This window comes from Micromonospora sp. WMMD956, assembly GCF_029626125.1.
GTDB lineage: Bacteria > Actinomycetota > Actinomycetes > Mycobacteriales > Micromonosporaceae > Micromonospora > Micromonospora carbonacea.
In genome coordinates this window covers 7,173,913-7,188,310 of the sequence record NZ_JARUBI010000005.1, presented here as the reverse complement: position 1 = coordinate 7,188,310, position 14,398 = coordinate 7,173,913, and the positions used below count along the sequence as shown (strand labels likewise).

General features: G+C 74.5%; 13 protein-coding genes. 5 read left to right on the top strand and 8 right to left on the bottom strand.

Features of this window, described 5'->3' with window-relative positions; all coding sequences use genetic code 11:
• Positions 1 to 72 precede the first annotated feature (72 nt).
• Positions 73 to 795, bottom strand: coding sequence for a hypothetical protein (locus O7628_RS31130; RefSeq protein WP_278135912.1), 723 nt, complete (start codon positions 793 to 795; stop codon positions 73 to 75).
• A gap of 344 nt (positions 796 to 1,139) precedes the next feature.
• On the opposite strand from O7628_RS31130, the gene O7628_RS31125 reads away from it, so the two are divergent.
• The 5 genes from O7628_RS31125 to O7628_RS31105 all read left to right on the top strand — a co-directional run bounded on the left by O7628_RS31125 (position 1,140) and on the right by O7628_RS31105 (position 6,233).
• The gene (locus O7628_RS31125; RefSeq protein ID WP_278135911.1) at positions 1,140 to 1,994 is read left to right on the top strand and encodes an ABC transporter permease subunit; all 855 of its coding nucleotides are present in this window, start codon (positions 1,140 to 1,142) and stop codon (positions 1,992 to 1,994) included.
• Positions 1,991 to 2,713, top strand: coding sequence for an ABC transporter ATP-binding protein (locus O7628_RS31120; protein ID WP_278135910.1), 723 nt, complete (start codon positions 1,991 to 1,993; stop codon positions 2,711 to 2,713). Before O7628_RS31125 ends, O7628_RS31120 begins: the two co-directional genes overlap by 4 nt.
• A 67-nt stretch (positions 2,714 to 2,780) precedes the next feature.
• Positions 2,781 to 3,803, top strand: coding sequence for an ABC transporter substrate-binding protein (locus O7628_RS31115; RefSeq protein WP_278135909.1), 1,023 nt, complete (start codon positions 2,781 to 2,783; stop codon positions 3,801 to 3,803).
• Positions 3,804 to 3,810: 7 nt separating this feature from the next.
• On the top strand, positions 3,811 to 5,298 hold the full coding sequence (locus O7628_RS31110; protein WP_278135908.1) for an MFS transporter: 1,488 nt from the start codon (positions 3,811 to 3,813) through the stop codon (positions 5,296 to 5,298).
• Positions 5,299 to 5,330: 32 nt separating this feature from the next.
• Positions 5,331 to 6,233: an ABC transporter substrate-binding protein gene (locus O7628_RS31105; protein ID WP_278135907.1), complete on the top strand. Its 903-nt coding sequence runs from the start codon at positions 5,331 to 5,333 to the stop codon at positions 6,231 to 6,233.
• 92 nt (positions 6,234 to 6,325) lie between these two features.
• On the opposite strand, the gene O7628_RS31100 is transcribed toward O7628_RS31105, so the two are convergent.
• The 7 genes from O7628_RS31100 to O7628_RS31070 form a co-directional block, all read right to left on the bottom strand.
• Positions 6,326 to 8,392, bottom strand: coding sequence for a hypothetical protein (locus O7628_RS31100; RefSeq protein ID WP_278135906.1), 2,067 nt, complete (start codon positions 8,390 to 8,392; stop codon positions 6,326 to 6,328).
• Between the two features lie 35 nt (positions 8,393 to 8,427).
• The gene (locus O7628_RS31095) at positions 8,428 to 9,498 is read right to left on the bottom strand and encodes a hypothetical protein (protein ID WP_278135905.1); all 1,071 of its coding nucleotides are present in this window, start codon (positions 9,496 to 9,498) and stop codon (positions 8,428 to 8,430) included.
• A gap of 2 nt (positions 9,499 to 9,500) precedes the next feature.
• Positions 9,501 to 10,361, bottom strand: a complete 861-nt coding sequence (locus O7628_RS31090; RefSeq protein ID WP_218107011.1) for a carbohydrate ABC transporter permease — start codon at positions 10,359 to 10,361, stop codon at positions 9,501 to 9,503.
• 1 nt (position 10,362) lies between these two features.
• The gene (locus tag O7628_RS31085; RefSeq protein ID WP_278135904.1) at positions 10,363 to 11,325 is read right to left on the bottom strand and encodes a sugar ABC transporter permease; all 963 of its coding nucleotides are present in this window, start codon (positions 11,323 to 11,325) and stop codon (positions 10,363 to 10,365) included.
• Complete coding sequence (locus O7628_RS31080; protein ID WP_278135903.1) at positions 11,325 to 12,608, bottom strand: extracellular solute-binding protein; 1,284 nt, start codon at positions 12,606 to 12,608, stop codon at positions 11,325 to 11,327. The genes O7628_RS31085 and O7628_RS31080 overlap by 1 nt, the downstream gene beginning before the upstream one ends.
• 134 nt (positions 12,609 to 12,742) lie before the next feature.
• Positions 12,743 to 13,774, bottom strand: a complete 1,032-nt coding sequence (locus O7628_RS31075; protein ID WP_278135902.1) for a LacI family DNA-binding transcriptional regulator — start codon at positions 13,772 to 13,774, stop codon at positions 12,743 to 12,745.
• 281 nt (positions 13,775 to 14,055) lie between these two features.
• Positions 14,056 to 14,379 (bottom strand): CU044_2847 family protein, encoded by a 324-nt coding sequence (locus O7628_RS31070; protein ID WP_074473188.1) that lies wholly within the window; start codon positions 14,377 to 14,379, stop codon positions 14,056 to 14,058.
• Positions 14,380 to 14,398: the final 19 nt, after the last annotated feature.

The following is a 14,398-nucleotide window of genomic DNA, read 5'->3' as shown; positions in this document are numbered from 1 at the left end:
GTGTCGAAGCGGGAACCGGGGTGAACCTTGGAGGATTGCGACCCCGGAGGGGCCCGTTGCTTCCAGGATCTCCTATCTCCGGCCCGCGCCAGCCCGCGTCGGTGCCGGCGTGGCGTCCGGCTGGGTGGTCCCGCCGGGGCGGTCGGCCCCGGCCTGCCGTCTCCGCAGCACCAGCCACGTGCCGAGGATGACCAGCGAGATCAGCGGTGCCGGGTGGCCGAGCAGCGCGGCGACGGCGAGGTCGGCGGCCACACCGACGACGGTGGCCACGAAGACCCAGCGCGGCGCGGTCCCGGCGGCCTGCCGCCGGTCCGCCGGCATCCAGCGGGTCGTCGACCAGGGCTTGGCCACGGACACCCAGGCCTGGAAGGCGATGGCCCCGGCCATCAGCGCCGACCCGACGGCCAGCGGCACGGCGGGGCCCCGCCCGCCCGTGGCGGCCGCCGCGGCGGAGTCGGCCAGCGCCGCGCTGAGGACGAAGATGCCGAGGTGGAGCTGGACCAGGGTGATCACGAACTTGACCAGCACCCAGCGGTAGCGGAAGAAGCCCCACGGGGTCGCGGCGGCGAGCATGAACCCGGTGAACGCCGAGGCGTTGGCCAGTGGCGCGAGCAGGCGTCTGTCGAGCACCTGCGCCATGGAGGTGGCGGCGACGGCCACCTCCCGGTCGGGTGTGGTGAGGCTGGTGGTGAGCAGCACGCAGAGCGCGAGGGCCTGCGCCATCCAGCCCACCGAGGTCGTCACGTGCAGCCACAGCGCGAGCTGACGCCAGCGCCGTACGGAGAGCGAAGCCATGGGCCCACGCTCGCAGTGGGCCGCCCGGCCGGCCAGGGGAGAAAACCCGGGACCGGCGGGCCGGCCACCCCGGACCCTTCTCGGGGGATCCCCTACGGACGGGCGAGGGGGCGCAGGTCCGCGCCCGGGCGAACCGTCGCCGCCGGGGCGTCCGGTCGACAGGCGGTCACGCCGCGTCAACTGTCGGCTACCCGACATCCGTCATCTCGATGGGTGGGACGCGCCTTGCTACCCTACTAAACCTACCGGCAGGATAGGAAATCGAAGGCCGGCGCGTACGTGCTGGTCAACGACCTGCCGCAGTCGGGGACGACGCGGCCCCCGTACCGAAAGATGGGATCTCGATGACCGTCGCGCACCCCGTCGCCGCCGAGGAGGTCGCGCTCGGCGGCGGACGGTCGCCCGCCCCGCCGGGCCGCCCGCCCGCCACCGACGTCGTGGGACGCCTCACCCGGCCGCTGCCCGCGCTGCTGCTCGTCGGCCTGCTCGCGGCCGGCTGGCAGCTCATGGCCGACGCCTCCGGCAGCGCGTTGATCCCCGGCCTCGGCGACGTCGCCCGCAACCTGGTCGACATCGCCGCCAGCGGCGCGCTGTGGGACAACGTGCGCGTCACCCTCACCCGGGTCGCGCTGGGCTTCGCGGCGGCGTTCGTCGTCTCCGTCGCCGCCGGCATCGCGATGGGCCGCAGCGAGTGGCTGCGCCGTTTCCTGGAGCCCGCAGTCCTCATCGGACTGGCCACCCCCGGCCTGGTCAAGGCCCTGCTGTGCGTGATCTGGTTCGGGGTGAGCCTGCTCAACCCGATCCTCACCGTGGCGCTCGCGGCGGCCCCCGCGCTGACCATCAACGTCGCGCAGGGCGTCCGCTCGGTCGACCCGGCGCTGGGCGAGATGGCCCACGTCTACCGCCTCGACGCGCTGACCCGGCTGCGGTACGTGTGGCTGCCCGCCATCGTCCCCGACCTGTTCACCGGGGCGCGCCTCGGCATCGCGATGGCCTGGAAGGTCATCGTGCTGGTCGAGATCTTCGGCCTCGCCGACGGCGTCGGCTACCAGCTCAACCTGGAGTTCTCCCAGCACAACGTGGCCGGCGTGCTCGCCTGGACCGTCGCCTTCGCCCTGGTCATGGCCGTCATCGAGTACGGGCTGCTGCAGACCCTGGAGCGCCGCGCGGTGCGCTGGCGGCGGGTGGCGCTGCGATGAGCGTCCGGATCAGCCTCGACGGCGTCGACAAGGCGTTCACCAACCGGCGCACCGGCGAACGGCAACAGATCTTCCGCGGCTTCTCCCTCACCCTCGCGCCCGACGAGCTGGTCGCCGTCGTCGGCGGCTCCGGCACCGGCAAGACGACCCTGATGCACCTGATCGCCGGCCTGGAACGCCCCGACGCGGGCACCGTCTCCACCGGCGGCGGGCGGCCCCGCCTCGGCATGGTGTTCCAGCAGCCCCGCCTGCTGGACTGGACCTCCGTCGAGACCAACGTGCGGCTCGCCGCGATCGCGGCCGGCGTCGACCCCGCCGAGGTCGCCCCGATCCTCGCCGCCGTCGGCCTGACCGACTACGCCCGGTCGTACCCGTCGGTGCTCTCCGGCGGGCAGCGCCAGCGCGTCGCCGTGGCCCGCGCGTTCGTCGTACGCCCGGAGGTGCTGCTGCTCGACGAGCCGTTCAGCGCGCTGGACGAGCTGACCGCCCGCCGCCTGCGGCTGCTGCTGCAACAGCTCTGGCTGCGCGCCCCGCGCACCGGCCTGCTGGTCACCCACAACGCGCTGGAGGCGGCCTTCCTCGCCGACCGGGTGGTGGTCCTCGGTGGACGCCCCGCCGAGGTGGTGCGGGAGTACCGCATCGACCGCCCGCGCCCCCGCAGCCCCGAGGACCCCGAACTGTTCGACGTGCACCGCCGCATCGTCGCCGCCCTCACCTGAACCGCCCTCACCCGAGCCGCCCTCGCCCGAGCCGGGCACCCACCTGATCCACCTGGAAGGAATCCCCGTGTCCACGACACCCCTCACCCGACGATCCCTGCTGCGCGCCGCCGGGCTCCTCGCCGGCGGCGCCGGCGCGGCCACCCTGCTGACCGCCTGCGGCGTCGACGAGCCGGCCGCCGCCGGTGGCGGCGGCACCCGCGGCGCCAAGGTGCAGCCCCGCAGCCCCGGCACGGCGGGGGCGATCCGCGACTCGGTCGCCGAGCAGTTCGGCCTTGAGGCCAAGCACGGGCTCCGCCTCGACCGCAAGGCCGGCGGCGGCCCCGGCGCGGGGCAGGAGCAGCTGCTCACCGGCGTGCTCGACATCTACGCGTTCGGCCCGCTGGGCGCGACCGAGGTGAACACCAGCGGCCACGACGTGGTCATCGTCGGGCCGTCGCTGTGGAACCACGGCCGCTGGATCGTCCCGGCCGACAGCCCGTACCAGAGCATCGCCGACCTCAAGGGCAGGAAGGTCGGCGTGCAGCCGCCCAGCAGCGACACCTACCGGGCGGCGGCGCTCGCCTCGGCGGTCAACGGCATCCGCTTCGACCGCGAGTTCAAGCTGTTCACCGGGCAGCCCATCGCCAACCTCGCGCTCTACGAGCGCGGCGACCTCGACGCGATCATCGCCATCGAGCCCAACGCCACCCGCCTCGTCGCCGCCGGCAACCGGCAGCTCGCCTCCGTCGGCGAGCTGTGGCAGAAGGGCACCGGCGACAGCAGCCCGCTGTTCCTCAACGGCACCGCCGTGCGCCGCGACTGGCTGGCCGCCAACCGGGAGACCGCGAAGGCGTACGTCGACTTCACCCTGGAGGCGTGGCGGCTGATCAAGCAGGACCCGGCCCTGATCGGGAAGTACCACGCCGACTACGGCGTCCCCGCCGGGGAGAAGAAGGCCATCGAGCTGCTGCCCGGCCGGCTCGCCCCCGTCTACGCCGACGGGTGGGACGACACCGTCTTCGCCAACCTGGAGAAGCAGATCGACCTGGCCATCGAGGTCGGCGTGCTGAAGAAGCGGGCCGACAAGCCGGTGTACGAGAAGCTCTGAGCCGGCGATGACCCTCACCTGGCGCAGCCGCGCCGCCCTGCTGGTCTGCTGCGGGACGCTGTTCCTCGGCGTCCTCGACGGCGCGGCGCTGAACCTGGCCCTGCCGTCGGTGCAGCGCGACCTGCGGCTGAGCACGGTCGAGCTCCAGTGGGTGGCGACCAGCAACGCGCTGGTGCGGGCCAGCCTCACCCTGCTGTGCGGGGCGGTCGCCGACCGGTACGGGCGGCGGCGGATGTTCCGGGTCGGGCTGCTGGTGTTCGTCGCGGGGTCGCTGCTGTGCGGGGTGGCCCCGCACGCGCCCGCCCTGATCGCCGCCCGGGGCGTGCAGGGCGTCGGGGGCGCGCTGATGGCCCCGCCCGCCCTCGCCCTCATCGCCAACCTGTTCCCCGACGCGCTGCGGCGCGGCCGGGCGCTGGGCACCTGGAGCGCGACGGCCGGGGTCTCCGCCGCCTGCGGGCCCCTGGTCGGCGGGGTGCTGGTGCAGGCCGCCGGCTGGCGCAGCCTCTTCGCCGTCAGCGTGGCCGGCGCGGCGGTGCTCTACGCGGGCACCCGGCTGCTGCCGCCGGGCGTCGTCGACGGCCCGCCCCGCCGCCTCGACGGGCTGGGCAACACCCTGGCCGCCCTGGTGCTGGTCGGCTTCACGTTCGCGCTGATCGACGGCCCGAGCCGGGGCTGGCTGAGCGGGCCCGTCCTGGTCGCGGTGGCCGTGGCGGTGGCCGCCGCCGTCGGGTACGTTCCGGCGGCCCGCCGCCGCCCCGACCCCGTGCTCGACCCGCGCCACCTGGCGATCCCGGCGCTGCGCGGCGCGGTGCTCACCGCGGTCGTGGCCTACCTGGCGCTGGGCGGGTTCACCTTCGTCAACACGTTCTACCTGCAACAGGTGCGCGGGTTCAGCCCGCTGGCCACCGGCCTGCTCACCCTGCCCACCACCCTCGGCACGCTCGTGCTCGCCAACGTCTCCGGCCGGATCGTCGGCCGGCACGGCGGCCGGCTGCCCGCCACCGTCGGGCACCTGTCGTTCGTGGCGTCGATGACCCTGCTCGCCCTGACCGTCACCGCCGACGCGGGCCTGGCCCCGCTGCTCGTCGGCTACCTCCTGCTCGGGGCGGGCATGGGCCTGGTCAACCCGCCGGCCACCAACACGGCCGTGAACAGCCTGCCCCGCGAGCGGGCCGGGGTGGCCAGCGCCATCACCAGCGCCTCCCGGCAGATCGGCACCAACCTCGGCGTCGCCGTCCTCGGCGCGGTGGTGGTCTCGGTGCTGGCCCTGACCGGCCAGCCGACCGACGACATCGCCCGGGTCGCCGCCGAGGCCGGCGACGACTTCACCACCGCCCTGCGCGTCGCGTACGCGCTGGTGGCGGTGACCGCCGCGTACTGCGCGTACGCGACGTGGCGGCTGTTCCGGCCGCCACCCGACCGGCCGGCCGGAGAGGAGGTGGTGGAGATCGAGGACGCGCCGACGGCACCACCGACCGCGACAACCGCCAGCTAACGCACAACAACCAAGCAGAAGGGACCACCCCGGTGACACTCAAGAAGGTCAGGAGCGTCCGCAGCGGCGCCATCTTCACCCTGCCGTACCTCGTCGGCCTGGAGCACGGCTACTTCGCCGAGGAGGGCATCGACCTGGAGTTGGTCGCCCCCGGCTCGTACGACGCGGTGCTCAAGCCGATCGAGGAGCACGAGCTGGTCAGCTCGTTCGGCGGCATCTCCACGCCGTTCGAGAGCGGCGATGTCTCCCTCTACCGGGCCTGCGAGTGGGGGCAGATCCGCCGCTCCCACGACAGCACCCGGGGCGGGCAGATCATCGCCAAGCGCGCCTCCGTGGCCAGCCAGGCGATCTTCGTGCGGCCCGACTCCGACATCAAGCACCCGCAGGGCCTGGCCGGCAGGACCGTCGGCGTCAACTTCCACCACGGCTCGCACTACCTGGCCATCCAGTCCCTCGAAGGGTTCCTGGAGTCCGACGAGATCAAGGTGGTGCACGCCGGCGGGCCGGCCGAGCGGTTCCGCAAGCTGCGCGACGGCGAGGTCGACGCCGTGGCCCTGATGGAGCCGTGGACCACCGCCGCCGAGAAGCTCGGCTACGTGCTGGTCACCGAGGCGTTCTACGTCGGCTCGGAGATCGCCAGCGCCGACGTCGACCCGGAGACCTTCGCCGCCGTCGACCGGGCCGTCCGCCGGGCCGTCAAGAAGATCAACGAGGACATCCGGCCGTACCTGCACCACTTCGTCGCCGAGGTCCCCGAGGACCTGGTGAAGCTGGAGCCGGCGGACTTCCGGCTCGGCCGGCTGCGCTACGTCGACCCCGAGCCCTACCCGGAGGCCGAGTTCGCGCGCACCTACCGGTGGATGGTGAAGTGGGGCCTCATCGCGCCCGAGTCGACGTTCGACTCCATCGTGGACAACCGCGTCGTCGCGGTCTGACCCGCGTGCGGGGGCCGGCCCGGCCGACGACGTCCGGGCCGGCCCCGCGCCACGATCAGCAGCGCCGCACGACGGGTCAGCGGCTCCGACGGTCAGCGGCGTACGACCGTGAAGCCGCCGGGCAGCACCGTCGCCGGCACGGTCGCGCCGGACACCACCGTCCGCGACCGGCGCGCCCCCGCCGAGTCGTACGCCTCGACGACGGCCCGCCCCGCGCCGGGCAGGGTGACCGTGGCCGTGCGCGGCGTGCGGGCGGCGCTGCGCAGCACCGCCGTGGCGTGGCCGCCCCCGGCGACGACGAACCGGGACAGCAGCGGCTCCAGCATGACCGCGTCGACCACCGCGCCGTCCCCGGCGGCCGTGGCCACCAGCGCCGTCGCCCCCGCCGGCAGCTCGCCCGGCCCGGACGGGGTCACCGGCAGCAGCACCCCCGGCGCGGGGGAGGCGCCCTGCGCGCCGGCCTGCCCGTGCCGCACCTGGCCCAGCGGCAGCTCCCGGCCGTCGCCGGACACGCCCGCCCAGCGGGTGACCGCCGACGCGCCGGGGGTCAGGTCGACCACCGGCAGCACCAGCTCCGGCTGGGCCGACGGCGGCAGCTCCCAGCGCACGGTCGACCCGGCGGGCATCCGCACGAGGCTGCCGCCGCTGATCGACGACTCCCCGGTCCACGACGAGGCCGGGGTCACCATGGCGGCCCCGCCGTCGCGCGCGCCCTGCTCGGCCTCGACCACGCGGGTGCCGACCCGCTCGACGATCCGGCTCTGCCGGGCCGCCTGCGCCACCTGCGGCCGGGCGTCCAGGGCGAGCATGCTGAGCAGGCCGTGGATGGTCGACTCGGCCCCGGAGTTGCGGTTGACCGCCCCGTCGCCGGAGATGCCGTCGATCGTGCGCCCCGTCGCCGGGTCGTACGCCGGGACGCCGGCCGCGTTCGCGCCGAAGTACCAGGCGGCGACCACCCCGGCGAGCCGGTCGAAGCCGTCGCGCCCGGTGGCGTCGGCGACGGCGAGCAGCGACTGCAGGCGGGAGTCCACGCCGTAGGCGATCTGGCTGCGGTCCACCGGCGTGGGGATCCGCCCGTTGTCCGGGCCGCCGGAGGTGAGCAGCCACGGGGTGAACGTGGCGGAGTCGGCGACCGCCGGGTCGAGCAGCCGCCGGTCGCCGAGCGCCCTGCCGGCGGCGGCCAGCGCCGCCGGCATCTGCGAGCCCCAGCCGTGCCACATAGACCGCGACAGCGCCCACGGGCGCACCGCCCCGAACGGCCAGTGCCGGGCGTCGCCGCCGGCCAGGGCGGCGATGCCCGCGGCGAAGCGGCGCAGCGCCCGCCGGGCCGCCGACCCGCCGCCGGCCCGCACGTACGCGGCCAGCCCGAGGACCGCCTCGGCGGTGGCGTCGGCCCCGTCGGCGATCAGCCACGCGGGGGTGCGCTCGCCGTCGACGGTCTGGAACGTGCCGTACCGGGACAGGACCTGCCGCTCCAGCGCCCCGACGGCCAGGTCGAGGCGCTCGCGCAGGAAACCGGCGAACCCGGCGTCGGCGGCGCGCCAGGCCGCGTACCCCTCGCCGAGCGCCCACACGGTGCGGGCCAGCCAGTACGACGGGCCGCTGTCGGACGGGTCCGGCAGCTCCACCGGCTCGGCGCTCGGGTTGAGCGTGCCGTCGGGCTGCGCCCACAGCACCACGTTGCCGGCGTGCGGCCCGGTCGTCGTCTGCAGGTAGGTCAGGCCACGCAGCAGCTCCCGGGAGGCGTCCCGGCTGCCGGTCGCCCCGGTCTGCGCCCAGTGCCGCAGGTAGACCACGGCGGCCCGGGACACGTCGTCGGCGTTGTACGCGCCCTGCCCCCAGGTGTCGGTGGCCGCGTCGTACGCGCCGCCGCCGACGCGGCGCAGGTTCCCGTCCGGCCCCGGCTCCGCGTACGTCCACAGCATGCCGACCTCGGGGAACTCGGCGAGCCGGTAGGTGGTGTGCCCGTCCTGGGCGGGCGGGGCGACGGCCTGGCGCAGGAAGTCCAGGTGCGCCAGGTTCGTCAGCGGCCCGCCGGCCGAGCCCGAGGCGGTGGTCGGCCCGGCGGCCGGGGCGGCGGGGGCGGCCCCGGCGGGGGAGCCGGCGAACAGGGGGGTGGTCAGGGCGAGCCCGCCCAGCATCAGGGTGCGGCGCTTCACGGTGGCTCCTCGGCGCGGTCGGGGCAGGGGTGTCGTCACGGCAGCCGGTCCAGCCGGGCCACGCCGATGCGGGAGTCGGCCATGCCGTAGAAGACGTAGCGGACGCCGTCGACCTCCTCGATGGCGGTCGGGAAGACCACGTTCGGCACGGTGCCGCTGCGCTCCTCGGCCAGCTCCGGCACGAGGATCGGCTCGGCGGTGCGGGCCAGCACCCGCGACGGGTCGGCCGGGTCGAGCAGCATCGCCCCGGCGGCGTACTCGACGCGCTGGGTGGTGGGGTCGAAGCCCTCGGGGATCTCGCCGGTGACCCCGTGGTGGATCAGCAGCCAGCCCTCGGGCACCCGCAGCGGCGGCGGGCCCGCGCCGATCTTCAGCTCCTCGTAGCCGAACTCCGACAGGGCCACGCAGCGGTGCCCGCGCAGCCGCACGAGCGCCCCGACGTCGGCGCGCACCTCGTCGACCGGCACGTAGGAGATCCAGATGCCGGGCCGCTCGTCGGTGACGCCGGCCGGCAGGTGCACCCCCTCGCCGGGGCGGAACCAGCCCAGGTCCCACATCGGCCGGTGCAGCATCGCGAAGCAGTCCCGCCCGTCCGGGCCGGGCACCGGCTCGGGGAAGAACACGGCGTCCTTGTTGGGGAACATGTTCAGGTCGGTGTCCAGGTCGGGCTGGTAGCCGAACTGCACCGGCCCGAGCCGCCGCCAGTGCCGCAGGTCCTCCGACACCGCCAGGGCCAGGCGCGGGCCCAGCGGCCCGTATGCGACGTACGTCATCAGGTGCCTGCCGAGGTCCGGCACCCAGGTCGTGCGGGGGTCCTCGACCCCGGCGTTGTTCGTGCCCCGCTCCCAGCCCTCGTCGGGGGCCAGGACGACGCCCGCGCGGCGGACCCCGGCCGGCACGCCGTCGCGCAGCTCGACCTCGGCGAGGCCGACCCGGGACACGTTGCCCTCGGCCACGAGGCGGGGCAGCAGGTGCAGCCGCCCGTCGGGGGTGCGGCCGCTGGCCGGGTTCAACACCCCCTCGGCCTCCAACGGCTGGCCGGGCTCGGGCGTCATCACGACGCCGACCCTGGTCAGGGTGTAGGGGACGGTGGTGGAGACAGTCATCGTCAACCTTTCACGCCGGAACCGATGTCGGTGGAGACGAAGTGCTTCTGGAAGGCCAGGAACAGGCCGACCGCCGGGGCGGCCAGGACGCACGCCCCGGCCAGCACCGCCCCGTACGGGTTGGCGGCGCGGGCCGCCACGTTGCTGATGTAGTTGGCCAGCGAGACCGCCAGCGGCTGCATGTCCGCCTGCTTGGTGACCAGGAACGGCCAGAGGAACTCGTTCCACGGGCCGATGAACGTCAGCAGGACGACGGTCAGCAGCGCCGGGCGCACCAGCGGCAGCGCCACCGACCAGAGCACCCGCAGCTCGCCCGCGCCGTCGACGCGGGCGGCGGCGAACAGCTCGTCGGGCAGCTGCAGGAAGAACTGCCGGAACACGAACACGGCCGTGGTGTTGATCGCGAACGGCAGGATCATCCCGAGGTACGAGTCGGCCAGCCCGTAGCCGCGCACGATCAGCACGTACAGCGGGATCAGCAGGAGCTGGAACGGGATCACCTGCACCAGCAGCACGAGCGCGAACAGCGTGCCCCGGCCGCGGAAGCGCAGCCGGGCCAGCGCGTAGCCGGCGAGGATGCCGAAGACGACCGTGCAGGCGATCACCCCGCCGGTGAAGATCCCCGAGTTGACCAGGGAGCCGAGCAGGTCGACCCGGGCGTTGATGTCCCGGTAGTTGTCCAGGGTCAGCCCCGAGGTGGGGAACGCCCCGGCCGGGGAGGTGTCCGGTTCGGCCTGCAACGAGCCGACGAACATGTAGTAGAAGGGGAACAGGAAGACCAGCGCGCCGCCGAACAGCGCGACGGCGCGCAGCGCCGTGGCCAGCCGGCCGCCGGTGGTGGGCTTCGCGGGTGTGCGTGGCATGTCAGTCCCTCTCCAGCAGCCGCCGGTTGATCGCCGAGACCACCAGCACGCCGATCACCAGCAGCACGCCGATGGCGGCGGCCACGTCGGGCTGGCCCTGCTGGATGCCGCGCTGGTACATCACCAGCACCGGCGACGCCGACGACCCGTTCGGGCCGCCGCCGCCGGTGAGCAGGTACGGCTCGGTGAACAGGTTCGCGCCGGTGATGGTGGCCAGGATGACCACCAGGGCGGTCGCCGGGCGCACCGCCGGCACGGTCACCGAGCGGAACCGGGCCCACGCCGACGCCCCGTCCACGGCCGCCGACTCGTAGAGCTCCTTCGGCACGTTCTGCAGCGCGGCGAGGTAGAGCAGGATGAAGAAGCCGAGCTGCTTCCAGGCCACGAACACCGCGATCACCGGCATCGCGAGGCCCTCGTTGACCAGCCAGGACGGGTCGGGCGCGAGCGGCCCGAGCACCCGGTTGACCAGCCCGTCGGAGTTGAACAGGAACAGCCACACCCCGACGACGGCGACGCTCGCGGTGACGTACGGGACGTAGAAGGCGACCCGCAGGAACGTCCGCGCCCGCACCACCCTGTTCAGCGCCACCGCCAGCAGCAGCGCCAGCCCGGCGGTGAGCGGCACGTTGATGACGAGGAAGACGCCGATGTTGCCGAACGCCTGGCGCACCTGCGGGTCGGTCAGCACCGCGCGGTAGTTGTCCAGCCCGACGAAGGGCCGGTCCACCACCGCGCCGGGGGCGGCGAAGAAGTAGTCGTGGAAGCTCATCCAGACCGCGAACCCGAGCGGGTAGGCGAAGACCGCGGCGACGAACACGGCGTACGGCGCGGCCAGGAGCAGGCCCACCGGGTGACGGCCGAGCACCGCCGCCACCCGGCCGCGCGGGGCGCGGCGTCCGGCGCCGTCGCCGCCGGCCACCGGCCCGGCCGTGGCGGCGGCTGCGGCGCGGGCGGCGGCCATCAGGAGGCGGCGAGCTGCTCGGCCTTCTCCGCGGCGGCGGAGAGGGCGTCGGGCACCGGCTTCTTGCCGAAGATCACCGATTCGGTGTACGCGTCGCGGAACGCCTGCCAGATGGCCACCGAGTTGGGCACGTTGGGCACCTCGACGGTGCGCGCGGCCTGCTGGGCGAAGCCCTGGTAGGCCGGGTTCTTCGCGAAGTGGTCGGGGTAGGCGGCCGGCAGGTCGGCGCGCAGCGGCATCTGGCCGGTGGCGGTGAGCAGCGCGCCGTCCTGTTCCTTGCTGGTGGCGAACTTCAGCACGTCCCAGGCGGTGGCCCGGTTCTGGCAGGCCGAGTACATGGCGACGTTCTTGGCGTCGCTGAACGTCCGCACCTGGTCGGCGGGGACGCCGGTGGAGGTGGGCACCGGCACGGCGCCCCAGGAGACCTTGTCCCGGTAGACCGAGATGGCCCACGGGCCGACGATGGCCATGGCGGCCTTGCCGTCGGCGAAGGAGTCGCCGTTGTACTTCTCCTTGGGGGCCAGGCCCTCGGCGTAGAGGGTCTTCCAGAACTCGGCGACCCGCTGCCCCTCGGGGGAGGCGAACTGCGGCTTGCCGCCGTCGAGGAGCTGCCTGCCGCCGGTCTCGGCGGCGAACAGCGGGTAGAAGTCGAACCAGGACTGGAAGAACTCGCTGGTCGGCGCGGGGTAGATCGCGGCCGGCGCGGCGCCGGACGACTTGATCTTGCGGGCGGCGGCGAGGAACTGGTCGTACGTGGCCAGCTGCGGCTTCTCCGGGTCGAGGCCCGCCTTGGCGAAGACCTTCTTGTTGTAGAAGATCATCACCGGGTTCGACTTCCACGGGAGCTGGTAGAACTTGCCGTCCGGCGACTTGTACTGCTCGGCCGTCGCGCCCGTGCGCGCGGTGATGTAGCCGGTGGCGTCGGCGAAGGAGTCGAGCGCGACGAGGCCGCCCTGCTTCTGGAACTGCGGCACGGCGGCGGGGGCGGTGTTGAAGATCAGGCACGGGGCGTTGCCGGCGGTGATGGCCGCCCCGATGACCTCCTCGGAGCTGGTGCCCGCCGGGATCTCCTGGGCGGTGATCGTCTGGTCGGCGTGCTGGGCGTTCCACGCCTGCACCATCGCCTTGCCCCAGGCGACCTCCTCGGCGTTGTTGGACAGCCAGACGGTGATCGGGCCGCGGGCGGCGTTGGCCTTGCCGGCGTCGCCGCCGCCGGAGCCGCCGCAGCCGGCGGTGGCGGCCAGGGCGACGGTCAGCAGGGCGGCGGGAAGGGTCCGTCTCATGTCTTCTCCGATCCGGGACGGGGTCAGGTTCGTCCGCCCGCCGGGCCGGTGGCCGTCGGCGGTGCGGGTGCGGCGGTGCTGCGGGTGCTGTGGTCGGGTGTGGCGGTGCTGTGGTCGGGTGTGGCGGGCTCGGGTCAGGGGCGTCGGGTGGGTGGTGGCGCCGTCGATCCGCGCACGACCAGTGGCGCGGGTGGGGTGGGGAGGTCCGCGCCGGGCCGGCCGTCGATGAGGTCGAGCAGGGCGTCGGCGGCGGCCCGGCCCCAGCCGAAGGGGTCGGTGCGGACGGTGGTGAGGGTGGGGGTGACGTAGCCGGCGAGCTCCGTGTCGTCGAAGCCGGTGATCGACAGCTCGTCGGGCACCTTGACGCCGAGCTGGACGGCGACCGAGAGGCCGGCGATCGCCATCAGGTCGTTGCCGTAGACGATCGCGGTGGGCGGGTCCTCGGTGGCGAGCAGCGCGCGGGTGGCCTGCGCGCCGCCGGCCGCCGAGAAGTCCGACTCGACGCACGGGCCGGGGGTCAGGCCGGCGTCGGCGAGGGCCTGTTCCCACGCCTGGCGGCGCACGGCGCCGTGCAGGAAGTGCAGCGGCCCCGAGACGTGGGCGATGCGGCGGTGCCCGAGCCCCGCCAGGTGGGCCACGGCCGCCGTGACCCCGGGCCGGTCGTCGACCAGCAGCGCGGGGTGGTTGCTGGGCACGTCCGGCCGGCCGATGGTGACCGCCGGCAGCCCCAGCTCGGCCAGCAGGGCGATCCGCGGGTCGCCGAGCCGCAGGTCGAGCACGAACACCCCGTCGACCCGTTCGGCCGTGGCGAGCCGGCGGTAGCTGGCCTCCTCCGCGGACAGGTCCGGCACCACCTGGAGCACCAGGGACTGCCCCCGGTCGGACAGGGTCCGCTCCACGCCGGCGATGAACGACGGGTAGAACGGGTCGGCCCCGAGCAGCTCGGGCGGCCGGGCGATCACCATGCCGACGCTGAACGCCCGCGACGCGGACAGGGCCCGGGCCCGGTGGCTCGGGGCCCAGCCCAGCGACGCGGCCACGGCCAGGATGCGGGCCCGGGTCTCCTCGGCCACCCCGGGACGCCCGTTGAGGGCGAAGGACACCGCGCCCTTGGACACCCCGGCCGCCTTCGCGACGTCGGTGATGGTCGGTCGGCTCGGTCCCACGCGCGGCATCCTCTCGGCCCTGTTCCGGCAACGTTCGGTTCACACCGATGCAACAAACGACCCCCGTTGGAGAGGGACGCTAGACCGGTTTAGTAGCCCGCGCAAGCCCAGCGCCGACCCCGTTCGCCCGGTCCCGGCGCGCTCACGCAGCGTGGCGGGGACGGGGTCCGCGCGCGCGAAGGGCCGCCCGGCGGTGCGCCGGGCGGCCCGATGTCGTCGCGTACGAGCAGGTCAGGGCGGGGTGCGGGTGCCGGCAGGGCCGGCCACCCCTGACGGCGTCGTCAGACGCCCGGCTCCCGGTGCCAGCGCACCGTCACCTGGAGTTGCCCCTGCACGCCGGTGCGGGCGATCAGGGCCCCCGCGTCGGCCGTCAGCTGGATCCCGAAGCTGATCTCCACCTCGTCCGGCCGGTCCACCATGGACCGGAACTCGGTGAGCGCGGCCGACGCGGCGTCCCGCGCCTGGCCGATCGCCCTGTTGAAGCTCACCCCGGCCCGGCGGAGCACCTCGTCGGCGGCGGACGCCGGGGCGATCCCCGGCGTCTCGTCCACCGCCACGAGCACGGTCCCCCCGCCGTCGAGGTCGAACTCGACCACCTCGCTCATCCACTGTCCCTTCTCGATG

Coding starts and splice junctions, on each gene's coding strand:
- O7628_RS31120 (WP_278135910.1), top strand. CDS start 1,991: ATGAGCGTCCGGATCAGCCTCGACGGCGTCGACAAGGCGTTCACCAAC.
- O7628_RS31080 (WP_278135903.1), bottom strand. CDS start 12,608: ATGAGACGGACCCTTCCCGCCGCCCTGCTGACCGTCGCCCTGGCCGCC.
- O7628_RS31125 (WP_278135911.1), top strand. CDS start 1,140: ATGACCGTCGCGCACCCCGTCGCCGCCGAGGAGGTCGCGCTCGGCGGC.
- O7628_RS31085 (WP_278135904.1), bottom strand. CDS start 11,325: ATGGCCGCCGCCCGCGCCGCAGCCGCCGCCACGGCCGGGCCGGTGGCC.
- O7628_RS31110 (WP_278135908.1), top strand. CDS start 3,811: ATGACCCTCACCTGGCGCAGCCGCGCCGCCCTGCTGGTCTGCTGCGGG.
- O7628_RS31090 (WP_218107011.1), bottom strand. CDS start 10,361: ATGCCACGCACACCCGCGAAGCCCACCACCGGCGGCCGGCTGGCCACG.
- O7628_RS31070 (WP_074473188.1), bottom strand. CDS start 14,379: ATGAGCGAGGTGGTCGAGTTCGACCTCGACGGCGGGGGGACCGTGCTC.
- O7628_RS31095 (WP_278135905.1), bottom strand. CDS start 9,498: ATGACTGTCTCCACCACCGTCCCCTACACCCTGACCAGGGTCGGCGTC.
- O7628_RS31130 (WP_278135912.1), bottom strand. CDS start 795: ATGGCTTCGCTCTCCGTACGGCGCTGGCGTCAGCTCGCGCTGTGGCTG.